Genomic DNA, 15073 nt, shown 5'->3' on the forward strand with positions numbered 1-15073 from the left:
GAACGTAACATTAAATCTCGAATATCTAATGTAATCGAAAAACTAAAAATTTAAAGAAAGACAGGAGTTAGTTACGATGATAAAAGGTTTCGGTGGAATATTTTGGAGAACTAAGAATCTTGATGTTGTAAAAAAATGGTACAGTGAAGTGTTGAAGATTGAAATAGAAAATTGGAATGGGACTGTGATTAAACCCCAACTAGGAAATGAGACTATCTTTTCTTTCTTTGCCGAGAATGACAGTTATTTTCCAACAGAACAACAAGTGATGTTAAATTTTCAAGTACATAATCTAAACGAGACTATTAAGCATCTTGAACAAATTGGTGTACCTCTTGTTAAGGAAAAAGAGGTTAGTGAGTATGGAAAGTTTATTTGGATTGAAGATCCTGAAGGTCGACTAATCGAGCTTTGGGAGAAATAGCGAGTTGTAATTTATTTGCTATTGAGCTATCGGGTACGAGTTTAATAAATAAGTAAGATCCATCTTATCTAAGGTGGGTTTTTTTACTTTGGGGTTATTTAGCTTCAAAGTAAAAAACAAAAGGGTAATTTAAGATCGGTATAAGGAGCCAGCCTTTTTTAGTTTTTATATTTCGACATTTTTCTGCATTTTAAGAAGTGAAAAAAATTACATAAGAGATTAGAATCATATAAAGTTTGTTGATTTTACTGACTTTTCCAGTCATTACCGTTGCTAGTGAGTATATTAATTTTTGTTAAGTTGAGAATTTGTCAAATCTTGACCTATTATTTAGCTTTAATCAATTTCATTTTATTTGTAAAATATAAAAAAGTCAAAAAACATTTGTAGGAATAACTAAGAGAAGTGGAATGAACAAAAAGTTAGAATTAAATAAAGGAGATAGAACAAAATGTACAAGTATACAATCTATGTAACACATAAAGGTAAAGTCTATCAAACCAACGTAATAGCTAGCAAAGACCAAACAGAAGAAGAAGTTTACCGTATGGCACAAGAACAAGTTCTGAAACAATGGGCAAATTAAATACGTGATCCTGGGATTAAAAGGATTGAATGGAACTTCCACTTGAAGAATGGATTTTGGATAGCTTCCTTTACTTGAAATCCAGCTGCCAATGGCGGCTTTATTTCAGCACTTGCACTTATAACTCGTGCTGTAGTTTACTAGCATTTTTAGACCGCAAAAAAAGCCTGGCTGCCAATTCCAGGCTTTTTGCTTTACGGTCTTGCGCTTGAAACAGCTGTCCAGCCACTGTACACTTTTACAGTGCCGACCAACTTGTAGGACCTTGCTTTATAATAATAGGTTCTTCCGGTTGTCAATCCAGTATTGGTGAAATACAGGGAGGTCGTATTTTTGACAAGGCTGTATGTTCCGGTGCTGGAAGTCGCCCTATACACCTCATACCCGCTTGCCCCTGTTACCGCACTCCAGGTTGTTTTGATGCTTGTTGAACTGTATCTTGCTGCCTTGAAATTAGTTGGGACGGACGGGATTGGCTTGGCTGAGACCACTGTAGTATAACCGCTGTAAACTTTGGTTGTCCCGACCGTTCGGTACGCCTTGATTTTGTAATAATATAGTTTGTTGGTAGAAAGCCCTGTGTTCGTGAAGCTCGTTGCAGTCGTGGTTTTACCGACTAAGGAATACGTACCCGTTGAAGAGGTGGCACGGAATACTTCATACCCGCTTGCTCCGCTAACGGCCGTCCAGCTTGTTTTGATGCTGGAATATGAAGCGGATGCTGCCTTGAAATTAGTTGGAACGGACGGGATTGGCTTGGCTGAGACCACTGTAGTATAACCGCCGTAAACTTTGGTTGTCCCGACCATTCGGTACGCCCTGATTTTGTAATAATATACTTTGTTGGTAGAAAGCCCTGTGTTCGTGAGGCTCGTTGCGGTCGTAGTATTACCGACTACAGAATACGTCCCCGTCGAGGAGGTTGCACGGGATACTTCATACCCGCTTGCACCGCTGACGGCCGTCCAGCTTGTTTTGATGCTAGAATAAGAAGCCGATGCTGCCTTCGGAGAAGCTGGGACCGCTAGTACTGGCTTTGCGGAAACAACCGGGCTGAATGCACCGTAAATCTTTTCGCCATTATCAAATGTAAAATAAGTCTGGATTTTATAATAATACGTTGTACCAGTATTCAAGCCTGTGTTTGTGTAATAGGCAGTAGGATCGGTTGTGCTGCTAATTTTTGTAAAAGTCCCGGCACTTGATGTTGATCTGTAAATGTCATAACCGTCAACCCCTGTTGCTGGAGTCCATGTTAGCTTTATGCTATTATAGGAGCTCGCTGTCGCTTTCGATGTAACGACTGGCTCAAGGTAAGATGGGTCGGTTGTAAACCACTTATAATTGATTGCACCCGTTGCCTGATTCACGCCTGTACTAATCCTGATCACCGGTAGGCCGGCTGACTTTTTAACAAGAATCCCATACCATACTTCGGACGCTGATGCTTCACGGTCTAAATTAACACCGTTTTCATCCAGTCCTGCTAATTGGTCTGTAAACGAGGCGGTTGCAATTGGGGTGATTTTCTCCCCGCCCTTTGTATAGAAATTATAATCGCTCCGAATGAGATCAGCGCGCATTAAGGATTTTTCCGGCCCGGAGATATAGGACATATCAAAACCCATCAATATCCACTGTTCATCCGCTGCCGGATCCTGGTTGGATCCATCTTCAGTTTGGATGATATCGTTGGCATCTTCACCAAAATACATATCAAATTGCTGTAAACCCACCACTTTAGATGTGTCAGAACTGGATTTCTGCAAAGCGAACTCGTGATAATCCCATGCACTGTACGGTGTCGCTCTGTCCCCTATTGCTGCAAAAGCTTTTTCTGGAAGTAAGGAGACGGCTAATAAAAAGAAAAAAGACAATAAAAAAATGGTAACCTTGCTGTTTCTCATAATTTCCCCCTAGATAGGATATTTTCGGTATAGATAACCTATTCTCTTTTTTTACAGGTGCATCTATCCAATCTTAATTCTACAAGGTTTGAGAAAATCTGACAATATATCATTTTTATTGAAATTATTGGTAGTAGAAACGTTAAATATCTTCTATACTTTTAAAGTAAGAATAACACTATTTAATTTAGATTAAAAAAGATAAAATAAAGTGTACTTTAAATATTTGACAATAGAGGTGCCAAAGTGAAAGAGATTCTTTTGATTTTGCTGTTACAACTAATTTATGTACCTATATACACGCTGCGAACAATCTTTTTGGTTAAAAATATAACCGTGTTAGCATCGATATTAGGTATTGCAGAAATGTTAATTTATGTTTTTGGCCTTTCTCTTGTATTTGGTGGAGATCAAAGTTTTGTATCAATGGTTGTTTATGCAGTTGGCTTCGGGTTAGGAATTATCCTTGGGACGAAATTGGAACAAAAAATAGCTATTGGTTTTATAAACGTAACGGTTAATACACAAGAAAAAAATAGTAATTTGATAGACACATTACGACAGAATGGCTTCGGCGTTACTTTATATACGGGTGAAGGCCGAGACAGTGAACGTTATCGAATGGAAATATTGACAAAGAGAAATAGAGAAAATGAACTAATTGCAACGGTGGAAATGTTTGAACCTCGTGCGTTTATTATTTCATATGAGCCAAGAAGATTTAAAGGCGGTTTCTTATTGGACCGACTTCGATAGATGAATTAAACACAACGAACTGTTGTGTTTTTTATTTTTTTATACGCTATTTTCGCAAAGTTTGTTGTTTTTTATCCATATTAAAAAAACAGATTATAATTTAATAAGGGGGAATTTGAATAATAAACGACCGACTACATATGCATTATATAGCAAAGCATTTTTAAGGAGGTATTTACTTGAAAAATTTTGATCATCCCCAGGTAAAACCCTACCTAATTACAAAGACTTTATTCCCTGAAAATCAGGAAACACCTATACATTTTTTAAATAGCGATATTGTGGATGGAAAATTATTTTACAGAAGAAACCATTTTTCTTACCCTCACTTTACATCATCCTTTTATCTGCTCCCAATTGACGGATTGGTGCATACCCCAAAAATATTTTCTTTACAGGAAATTTACTCATTGCCATCGAAAACTATAAAAGTTGTTTTAGAGTGTGCCGGAGATAAGCGTGAGTTATTTCAACCAAAGGTATTTGGTGAACAATTTGGGAAAGGTGCAATCAGTCAAGGAATTTGGAAAGGTGTTTCTTTAAGGACCTTACTACAGCACACAGGTTTGATTGATACTGCAAAAGAAATTGTTTTTGAAGGCTATGATTATGGAGAAAGACCTGATTCCAACCAAATTTTTAATTTTTCAAGAAGCTTACCCATTAAAAAAGCCCTTGAACCTGATATCCTTATTGCTTATGAATATAATAATCAACCCATCCCATTCAAGCATGGTTTTCCCCTGAGATTGATTGTTCCTGGTTGGTATGCAATGGCTTCTGTAAAATGGATTAAAAAAATTACTGTGATTGACAAGGAATTTAAAGGTCCCTTTCAAGTAGTTGATTACGTTTACTACCCAAACAAAGAAAACGATGGAGGAAAGTTTTCCGTCACTGCGGCCAATGTTAACTCCACCATACAATATCCTTTAGATAGACAATTATTGCATACAGGAATTTATGAAATTAAAGGAATTGCACGGACAGGAGAAGGAATGATAACAAAAGTAGAAATTAGTTTAGATGGTGGTCAAACTTGGGAACCCTGTCAACTAAATTCTCCATCCGAAAAATACTCATGGGTTCATTGGAATTATAAATGGGAGGCACTAAAAAAAGGTGAATACACGATAAAATCAAAAGCAACTGATTCTCAAGGGAATGTTCAACCTTCGGAACCATTTTGGAACAGGAAGGGCTATGGTTACAATGCCTTTGATAGTATAAAAGTTAAAGTAGAATAAAACCAAAACATTAAAAGTCCAAGATAGGATGTTATTTTTTCCTAAATAGAACATGTGAATGTATAAATTCGGGCTAAATACACAAAAAAACGCCGTGCTAATTACGGAGTTTTTTTGTGTGCGATTGAACATGTTATTTTCACAACTATTTGGATCCGATTTCTAATGTATCGATGCTAAAATTTCTTGCATTTTTTGTGACACAAGAGGGTAAAAATTGTTTTTGGCATTCGTTGTGGAATTTCCACCGAAAAATCCAGTACCAGGACACGTTTTCACTGCATGTCCTTCACCGTGGTCTAACACTCTTTCCCCCGAATTAATATCCCACCAATGATGGTAGGTGATACTATCAACGGAAGGAGTTAACCCGTATTTCAACATAAGCAAGGCAGCGACAGTGACAATCGTTTCCCGTTGTGCCGCAGTCATTTGTTCGGCATCGAAGTTTCCAACATTTTCAATGGCTAACGCATCGGTTTCGATCGCATGCATGGCCGATTTATTTAGTAATCCAAATGAACCTTCTGGAGGTTTGTTAAAGGACCTGCCTACTACCACTGTTCCGTCTGGAAATGTAGTTAATTGTTGACTGATCTCACTCCATTTCATCACCTGAACATGATATTTCTCCATGTCCTTCATCAAAGCAAAATGATTGGACCCATTGAATTGCTGATAAGACGGTTGATAGGTGTGATGTTGTTGGATTTTGCCAACTTTTCTAGTGAATTTTTGATTAAATATCCAATCTTTAAATTCCTCTCGATTCATCCGTATAAACTTTCCATCCATGGTCAGCTTTTTAGGAGGAATTTTTAGTCTTTGTCCAACATAAATCGCATCGGATGTAAGTCCATTTGTTGTTACGATTAAAGAGACGGTAGAATTGAACGATTGTGAGAGCTTCCAGAGCGTATCACCTGAAACCACTTGATACATGATAGGGACCCTTAATTTTTGGTCAACTAATAGTAAATCCGATTGTAATCCGTTGATTAGTTTCAGGTCTGTTACAGAGGTTCCATAGGTATGAGCAATTTTCCATAAATAATCCCCGGATTTCACCTCATATATATTTCTCGGGTTATTCGCTGCAAAAGCTGGAGATAAATTGATTTGTAGTACTAAAATGAAGCTAAATAGGAGCACAAAGGTTTTTTTCATTTAGTTTATCCTTTCATGATGATTTCACGAAAAACTCTGTTGATCCCTAAGTTATTGTTTGTAAAAAAACAATAAAATTATTCTGGAATTAACTTCTATGCTGAACCTAATCATAAGTAAAATAGCGGTTTTTTGTTCATAGAAGCAGAACCATCGCAAACAAACAGGTTTGTTTCGCAAACAAATGTGCTCCATTTAGATATAAAGCTAGCTTTATGATACTGAAGGAGTGAAATTAGTCCTGTTGGTGCATTTTATCAGTGGATTTTTGAAGGATATCAGCGAATCGGACCGTTTTATCAGCGAATCTAGCGTTTTATCAGTTGGGATAGGTTATTGGTACTTTACTATTTTCTAAATGCAAAATTAGAGGGCTCACCCACAAGTAGTAATCTACTAGAAGGGTTAGCCCTCTTTCTTGACCTTTTGAAGACATAATCTTTGGGTAAGGCCTTTTATTAGCTTCCAGTAAATTTAAATAGTCTCTCCCTTTTTTTGTTACCCTTTTTTAATCTTCAAGCTGGAAGGTTTGGCTGAAATGGACCTTTCCATTTTCATCGCGAATTTCCACGCCTGCTTGATTTTTTGCCGGATCTACATGGAACACACCGAAGTTGAAGAAATTACCTTCCGCATACAAGCGTTCAGGGCCGAAGGTAGGATCCAATGTACCAGGATTGATTTTTACTGCTCCAATCGGACCGCTGATTAATTCGTGATAATCTGTTTTGCCGTCATGATTGGCATCATATTTGATGACTTCGGCAAAATGGACATCGGTTGTGACGAAATAAACGTTTTTGATTCCTTTTTCAATGATAAAATCCGAGATTTTTTTGAACTCGTTCTCATATCCTGTTACATCATTAGGGTTTACCTGATTACCATTTGCCCATCCATCCCTGGCAGTTGCTTTTCCAGTCGGAACGGAGATTGGCACGGAGGTCGCGACAAATTTAACCTTGGCATCAGATTCGAGAAGCTGCTGTTCCAGCCATTTCACTTGTTCTTCACCGAGCATTGTTTTATCAGGCCCATCTGCCATGGTGTTTGGAGAGCGGTAGCCGCGGTTGTTAAGAATGATCATATCCATTGCTTTACCCCAAGAATACTTGTGATAAAGCTTGTTCGCTGAACTGCGTTCACTTGAAATTGGCCAATAATCCTTAAACGCACCCAACCCCGCTGAAGTCAACGGCTGGGAAGGTCCTGAAAAGTCATTGGTCACTTCATGATCATCCCATATAGCAAACGTTCCTGTTTTTTGTAAAAGGCTGCGTAATCCAGCATCCGTACGATTCTCCTTATATTTCGCCCAGAAATCCTGAACGGTTTGAGATGGAGGGTTAGGAACAGCCGGTGTCTTATTATCAGCATAGATGGTATCCCCGCTGAACAGGAAGAAATCTGGATTGATTGCTGACATCGCTTTGAAAGATTTATACGGCGGTATTTCTCCCTGGCCGCCAGTATCTCCGCCCCAGACGATTGACATTGGCTGTAAGCTGTTTTCCTCCGGTGCTGTTTTGAATGAACCATTTACGGTGTACTGGCTGGAAACTGCATGGGCCCGGTAATGATAAGTAGTATCAGGCTTTAATCCGTTAACCTCTACATTTACTGTATAATCATGTGCTTCATCTGCATGGCTCGTTTTGACGATGGTATCGTGTTTAAAACTGCTGTCGGTTGAAATTTCAAACTGAACTCTTGCATCAACATTTGCGCGGGCCCATAAAATCACCGATGAATCCGTTACATCTCCGCTTGCCGCTCCATGTGAAATATACGGCTTTTCCAGTAAATCCACAAGCTGGTCAGTATTATTTGTGAACTCTCCGTCCACACCAAGGGAAAGCAAGGAGACCATATCGTCCTCTGAATTGACTGTCCATGGATGCACTAGAAGCTGATTCTGATGAGCGGCTTCCATTAGTTTCGGTACAACAAGCTCCTTACTAGGACCTACGCCGGCAGCAAAGTCAGCGATCCGTTTCATTTCCTGATAAACATCCTTACCTGCCAGCATACTTCCTGAATACAGTTGAATCAGCTTTACATTAGGGGCAAGCGTTTTTAATTTACGAAGGCTTTCTTCACTAAATGATTCGAGAAAAAGTTTTTCGTTATCAAGTACATTGGTTTCTTTCAAGATTTCAATTACTTTCTCTTCCATTCCTGGGTAAACGTTTGGCGCTTTTGTTTCCATGTAAAGGCCAACTTTTCCGTTCCCATGTTTTTTGACAAATTCAATGGCTTCCTCAAGCGTTGGGACATGCTGTCCGATGTACTCTGTTTTTGCTTTATCCGGATATGCTTTATTGAACCATGACCCTGCATCCAGACGGCTGATTTCTTCAAGAGTGAAATCTTTTACCCTCCAAGGTGCGCGGTCTGGGTAAAGTTCCTTTACGTTGGTAGTTCTGGCCAAGGTTTCATCATGCATGGCGATCAATTGGCCGTCCTTTGTCATTTGTAAATCGAATTCTACATAATCCGCCTTCATTGTCATCGCCTGCTTATAGGCGGCGAGTGTATGTTCCGGGCCGTAGGCAGATGCACCGCGATGAGCAATTACCGCTACATCAGAGGTAAGCGGTCGTAAAGTCGATTGTCCATTATCTGTAGCAGTGCTTTGAATGGGATGGGCGAAAACAGCGTAAGGAGCCGCTGCTGTTACCGAAAGTGACAGACAAGCTAATCCGGCTATTAAACTCTTTTTCATTTTCAATTCATCTCCTATAAGTTTATGTATTTCAATTTAAAAGTATAGAAGAATTGTAAAGCCGTAATTGATAGAATGTTAATATTTAGTAAAGCACACTAAAACAATACTTTTTACTTATAATGAAATAATGAAAATAGAACTATTTTTACAGGGATAATTACCTATAAACGTTTAAAGAGCATGTGCATTTCCTCCCGGCGTTTGTTGTATTCATAAGAAAAAAACATCGATGAAATAAAGGAAGAAGAATGGTTTTCCAACCTGAATAAAGATGTTCGATACAATTACATCATTTGGCATAACAAGAGAGTTAAGCACTTCTTAAGGAAGCCTGAAAATATTAAAATTCTCAAAAGTAGTGAAGAGGAGCGCGAAAGATTTATTCAGCTTATTATTAAGGAACATTTTTAGTGTGGTTGTGGCTTCGCCTGCCCGTACAGTTTATGAAACTGATAAAATATTATAATCATCAATTCCTCCAAAATAAATTCATTCGTTAATTTGTGTAATTCCCCCAAGTTCTATTTACGCAAAAGCTCAGGTACATAAACAAAAAGATGAAATTCAGCAATATTTAAGCGTAGAAATCCCGCATTTTTCATCTGTTTTCCATCAAAATCCCCCAATTTACGATACGGATATTCCTAAGTACAATAAAACTAACAAAGATATTTGTCGGAAGATTTCAAAAAGACTTATTATTATGTTGGTTTTAAGGGGGAGAATGTATTGGGGAAAACTAAGTTTAAAAAGATTTTTGCAAAGACAGCTATGAGTTGTCTATTGTTGTCATCCATTCCTTATAATGTTATGGCTGCAGACCCAGTCCAAAACATCACTCAAGGTATGATTCCTAGTAAAGCTCAAACGGGTACATATAAGCTAACCCCAGAGCAGCTAGAGGCGATGAACAAAATTAGCACCGAGAATGACGTGAAAATTTCGCAGAAAATTAACGTTCAAAGTGCTGAGCCTGTTCGGATTATTGTCGAGTTTAAACAAGCTCCGGCAGCAGTAGCAGTCGTTAAGGAGCAAATAGAAGGAAACAAGATTTCGTTGACAGAGGCGACTAAAGTCGTAAATGATAGTCATAAAAAGTTTAAAGACTTTGTTAATAAAGTGAAGCAACAAAAAGCTGGAGCTAGTGCCATCACTCCATTTAATGCTACTAAATCAACAATTGAGATTACTAGAGAATATAAGCACGCGTTTAATGGTGTTGCGATGACACTTCCCGGAACAGCTGTGGAACAACTACTGGATTCAGGCTTGGTCAACCGCATTTTTGAAGATCAAGTGATTAAAGTTGACCCAAGGGAATCAGAGGGTTCTGATTTAAATAAAAATGGGTCATTGAAATCAACGGCAACTTCAATCAAGCAGCAAAGTGTGGCTGTTCAAAATACTTCGACGGATACAATGAAAGAGAATTCTATTCCTCTTCCGGGTATTGATGAAGTGCATAATGAAGGAGTGACGGGTAAAGGAATCAAAGTCGGTGTCATCGATACGGGAATTGATTACAAACATCCAGATTTAACAGATGCATATAAAGGATACCGTAAAAAAGATGGAGAAAATCCAGAAAATATTGATTCGGCGACCGTAAAAGGCTGGGATTTTGTCGATAATGATGCGGATCCAATGGAAACGACGTACCAAGATTGGATTGATGCAGGAAAGCCGGATGGTGGTACTAATTCGTATTTTACGTATCACGGTACTCACGTATCAGGCACGATTGCAGGTCAAGGAACTAATAATGTAGAATCTCCAGCTTTAGGGGTTGCGCCAGATGTTGATTTGTATGGGTACCGTGTATTAGGTCCATACGGCAGCGGATGGTCAAGCGCCATTATTGGAGGAATTGATAAAGCTGTACAAGATGGAATGGATGTTATTAACTTGTCATTAGGTGCTCCAGTAAATAATCCGTTAATTGCTGAATCCATTGCGATTAATAATGCAACACTTGCTGGTGTGACGTGTACAGTTTCGGCAGGAAACTCAGGCCCAGGTGAGAAAACGCTTGGTTCACCAGGGACAGCGGCATTAGCAATTACAGTAGGAGCAAGTGACTTCCCAATGGCTATACCTGCAGCATCGGCAACCGTTGGCAGCGAAACCTTTAACAATATGAAACTCTTAGGCCAAGGGTTAAATGATCATTTAGATAGTTTAGTAGACAAATCATATCCTGTCGTCTATATAGGTTTAGGCGGGGAGGATGACCTTAAAGAGGCAAATGGCCAACCGCTCAACTTAACAGGAAAAGTGGCCTTAATTCAGCGTGGAACGTACGCGTTAAATGACAAAGTTACGAACGCTAAGAAAGCGGGAGCGGCAGCTGTCATTCTTTATAACAATGTCGACGGAGAAATCGACTCGTATTTAGGGAAAGACCCATCACTTATTCCGGCGTTCCGTATCACGAAAGCGGATGGCGAGCGTTTAAAAGCAGCTGCAGCATCTTCGTCCATTACTTTCAGCAGTGTCGGTACATTTGTGTCAGAAGGAACTCATTTAGCGGGTTTCAGCTCAAGAGGACCAGTTACGCAAAACTATGACATTAAACCTGACGTCGTGGGACCTGGTGTATCTGTTTATTCCACTTACCCGGAATACGTTCATAGTCCAGAGGACGGAATCGACTATTCGACAGCTTACGCTCGTATTTCTGGAACGTCGATGGCATCGCCTCATCTTGCGGGAGTAGCAGCGCTTATTTTACAAGCCCATCCAGATTACACACCGTTTGATGTGAAAGCGGCGTTAATGAATACAGCAGATAAATTATCAAACGACTATTCCGTATACGAAGTAGGGGCAGGAGAAGTCGATGTAAAAGAAGCCGTTCACGCTGATATAGCTATTAAAGTCATGGACAAGACACAAAACATCGATGAGTATGGTTCCCTTGTCACGATTGACGAAGAAGCAGGCTCGATTGCTTATGGTACAATCTATCGGATAGAAAACGCCACAAATGAAGACAGTCGTAAAATTGTTATAAACAATAAGGGAACTGAGCAAAAAGAATTCGATATCAGTTATGAATATTCGAAGGCTAAGGCTGGTGTTCTTAATGCTGAGTCCAATAAAGTGGCAATCACGACATCTGCACAGTCACTTACTGTTGCAGCTGGCGCCTCTACTGATTTGACAGCAGCGATTCATGTGCCAGGAACGGCGGAGAAGGGCCGATACGAAGGATATGTGAATATTGTCAATCATGCAAATCCACACGAAAGCTATCGAGTGCCGTTTGCCGTTCGTGTCGTGGATAAAGGGATGGAAGAAATTGTCTTGTCAAACCCAGCTATGAGCACGGCAGAATGGAATCCAGGCCATCCATTTATGGCAGGTCCTACTCGATACTTGAATTTTAAATTAAATAGCCCAATGAAGACAGTTCGTGCGATTTACTATGACAAAGACGGTCATGCACTGGGAAGCACGACTCCAAGAACGATAAATGCTCGAACCGCACCAATTGACCAAGATTTATTGCTGACCATTAGCCCTTCTTACCTTCCATTTGTTGGAGATCCATTAGAAGAGAAAACCGATATTAATCAGCCACAGGCTGTATTACCGGAAGGCCAATACACCGTGAGGTTTAAAGCAGTGGACGCCGACGGCAAAACATACGAGAAAGACCATTTGTTTATTGTTGACAATACATTGCCTAAACTAACCTTTAAAGATAAAGCTCCGGGTAAGGTGTATGAGTTAAAAGATTCAGACTTTACACAAGAAACGGTTAATGGTAATGCACATAACGCATTTTGGGTTCATGCCAATTTATTTGATGAAGGGACAAAGCAATTAGCATCTGCTGGTGTTACTCAATCATCTAACGTCCTTTGGTATTATCTAAATCAGAAAATTTACCCGGATGGAGATTTCCCTTTAAGCGATAACGGAGACGTGAAATTCGGAATCGAGAAATCAGATATTGAGAATGGTCCGGCGACTATGATTTTATTCCCAATGGATTTAGCAACAAACGCTCATTTGTTAAATGAATTTTATCCTTATGCCTTTGTTAAGGAAGGTACGCCTTATGTCGTGCCGACCTACGATAAACACAAAGTATACAAAAACGACACGTTAACGATGACATTAACTTTAAACAATGTTGAAAAAATGATGTCAGGTACGTACAATGTTGATTTCTATAAAAACTTTAATTTTGAAGATGTCAAAGTGAATCAAGCGTTCCAAACGTATGCTGACCAACACAATTTTAACGTAACAGTGGATGAACCAGTTGTGATACCAACCCCTAATCTTGAGAATAATAGAAAAACAGTTAATGTAGGTGCTAAGATCAGTGGGAATGGATTCAAAGGATTTACTGGCGACACACCGTTCCTTGATGTAACATTCAAGTTAGTTGACGATCAGTTCTATATTCTTGCCGACGAAATGAACGGTATAGATAATACAACACCATTTATTTACACAAAATTTGGGGAATCAACGCCGACAACAATCACATCGTTTAACCAAATTGACAGCTATAAAATTATTCCAAAGCATTCATATGTTCAATCATATGCACGCTTAGAAGCATTCGACGGTCAATGGGATAAAGATTTATCGAAAATTGGCGCAACAACCTACGCACAAGATTCGAATGGAGTGAAATACCCAGGAACAATTGACAGACAAGGCTATATCGATATCCAAAATATCCCGTTATCAAAAGATCCAACAAATATCGTTGTAGAAGCACCTGGCCATTTAAAGAGTATCCAAAAAGTAACCCTAGGCAAAAAAACGACTTGGGGTGAGGATATTGGAGAATATTTATGGATTGGCGGTCGCCAACCGAAAGCGGCTGGAGGTGACGTCAATGGTGATGGTGTGATTGATGTCCTGGACGTAAAGAAATTAGCCAATAAAATTGGTATGCAAGATCAAGACGATTTTAAAGTAGAAGATTTGAACCAAGACGGCATCATCAATGAGACGGATATGAAGTTCCTCGTTCGGAACCTATATAAATCGAATCCAGATGCGACCGTAAAGCCGAAAGAAGCAGTGGCCGGCAAGTATAGTACCAATTACTTTAATGAATTAGGAATTGCCTCTACCATTAACACATTGAAATATACAACGAAAACAAAAGATACAGCTACGCTTAGCTGGATAGCTGCTGTCAAGGCAACGGAAGTGAAAATTGAGCAATCCAGCGATAATGGCGTAACATGGAGCACTGCGACAACAAAGCAGCCGGTTATAGTAAGCTCAAACAATGCAGTAGTGACAGGATTGTTGGAAAATACCTCCTACCAGTTCCGAGTGAAAGTGGTTGGCGGATTAAACGAGGGTATTTCTAACGTTGTTAAGTAATAACAGAATATAGTGAATGATTTAAGGTAAAGAAAAGTGCTGATCTTTTGTCTTGAGACATGAAGAGCAGCACTTTTTTTGCTTGCATTGGGAATTTTAATAGACTCTATTTTCTCACCCCCATAAGACATTTGGATCGTTCGTATTCTATTAGTATGAACACACAAAAAAACACGAGGGGTTATAACATGATTAAAATAACCAAGGGAGCCATTGCCATGGTATTAGCGGGATCTGTTACGTTTTCTGCCGCCAACGCTTTGTTAGGTCAACCTATTAAACGATTAACAAAAGAAATGGCTATACCTATATCGGCAGACCGAAAAAAAGCGGATGTAATCAACCCAGCAGAAAAAAAGGACAAACCTCAAACGCCAGCAGCGAATGTGAAGGACCGTCCTGTTATCCAAGTATCTTTAAAAAATAGGAATACCAATGATATGGAAGTAGCAGCCATTCAACAAAATATAGAAAAATCCAGCAGTATAACTACAACCAGTTCTGCTAATACGAATGTGAAAACAACCACAAAGCCTGCTGCAACACCGATACCTGTAAAAAGCACAAAAGCACCAATAACAACGAGTAAATCCACTACAACGAGACCTGCAGCAAGTACAACAACGAGACCTGCAGCAAGTACAACAACGAGACCTGCAGCAAGTGCAACAACGAAACCTGCAGCAAGTGCAACAACGAAACCTACGACAAGCACAAAAGCACCAACAACAACGTCAAAACCTGCGACGACTACACCGACGAAAACTACTACAACTACTGCAACCACAACAAAAACCAACCGTGGACAACAAGTTTCTCAAGAAGCAAAAGAAACTGCTGAGAGCCGTAGGGATACAAAAGAAAACAATGGAAAGAAAATGTAATTTATCCGAAAGG

Annotated in this window: 9 protein-coding genes; 6 read left to right on the forward strand and 3 right to left on the reverse strand. The window is 39.3% G+C overall.

The window, feature by feature from the left end; all coding sequences use genetic code 11:
- Window positions 1-76: 76 nt before the first annotated feature.
- Together ACSU6B_RS08585 and ACSU6B_RS08590 are read left to right on the forward strand one after the other, a co-directional pair.
- Window positions 77-424, forward strand: a complete 348-nt coding sequence (locus ACSU6B_RS08585) for a VOC family protein (RefSeq protein ID WP_410884375.1) — start codon at window positions 77-79, stop codon at window positions 422-424.
- A gap of 451 nt (window positions 425-875) precedes the next feature.
- Window positions 876-1010 (forward strand): BA3454 family stress response protein, encoded by a 135-nt coding sequence (locus ACSU6B_RS08590; RefSeq protein ID WP_088089908.1) that lies wholly within the window; start codon window positions 876-878, stop codon window positions 1008-1010.
- A gap of 194 nt (window positions 1011-1204) precedes the next feature.
- Here the strand turns inward: ACSU6B_RS08590 and ACSU6B_RS08595 are convergent, their stop codons facing one another.
- Complete coding sequence (locus tag ACSU6B_RS08595; RefSeq protein ID WP_410884378.1) at window positions 1205-2917, reverse strand: fibronectin type III domain-containing protein; 1713 nt, start codon at window positions 2915-2917, stop codon at window positions 1205-1207.
- A gap of 246 nt (window positions 2918-3163) precedes the next feature.
- On the opposite strand from ACSU6B_RS08595, the gene ACSU6B_RS08600 reads away from it, so the two are divergent.
- Both ACSU6B_RS08600 and ACSU6B_RS08605 read left to right on the forward strand, forming a co-directional pair.
- Window positions 3164-3673 (forward strand): DUF2179 domain-containing protein, encoded by a 510-nt coding sequence (locus ACSU6B_RS08600; protein ID WP_214997890.1) that lies wholly within the window; start codon window positions 3164-3166, stop codon window positions 3671-3673.
- Between the two features lie 179 nt (window positions 3674-3852).
- Entirely contained in the window at window positions 3853-4920 is a 1068-nt protein-coding gene (locus ACSU6B_RS08605) for a sulfite oxidase (protein WP_410884380.1), read from the forward strand.
- A 162-nt stretch (window positions 4921-5082) separates the two neighbouring features.
- On the opposite strand, the gene ACSU6B_RS08610 is transcribed toward ACSU6B_RS08605, so the two are convergent.
- Together ACSU6B_RS08610 and ACSU6B_RS08615 are read right to left on the reverse strand one after the other, a co-directional pair.
- The gene (locus ACSU6B_RS08610) at window positions 5083-6087 is read right to left on the reverse strand and encodes a LysM peptidoglycan-binding domain-containing protein (RefSeq protein WP_410884382.1); all 1005 of its coding nucleotides are present in this window, start codon (window positions 6085-6087) and stop codon (window positions 5083-5085) included.
- A 508-nt stretch (window positions 6088-6595) separates the two neighbouring features.
- Window positions 6596-8812, reverse strand: a complete 2217-nt coding sequence (locus ACSU6B_RS08615; protein ID WP_410884384.1) for a glycerophosphodiester phosphodiesterase family protein — start codon at window positions 8810-8812, stop codon at window positions 6596-6598.
- Between the two features lie 732 nt (window positions 8813-9544).
- Here ACSU6B_RS08615 and ACSU6B_RS08620 point away from each other — a divergent pair.
- Both ACSU6B_RS08620 and ACSU6B_RS08625 read left to right on the forward strand, forming a co-directional pair.
- Window positions 9545-14176 (forward strand): S8 family serine peptidase, encoded by a 4632-nt coding sequence (locus tag ACSU6B_RS08620; RefSeq protein WP_410884386.1) that lies wholly within the window; start codon window positions 9545-9547, stop codon window positions 14174-14176.
- Window positions 14177-14364: 188 nt separating this feature from the next.
- Complete coding sequence (locus ACSU6B_RS08625; RefSeq protein ID WP_410884388.1) at window positions 14365-15060, forward strand: hypothetical protein; 696 nt, start codon at window positions 14365-14367, stop codon at window positions 15058-15060.
- Window positions 15061-15073: the final 13 nt, after the last annotated feature.

Source organism: Neobacillus sp. C211 (genome assembly GCF_051842875.1).
Lineage (GTDB): Bacteria > Bacillota > Bacilli > Bacillales > Cytobacillaceae > Neobacillus.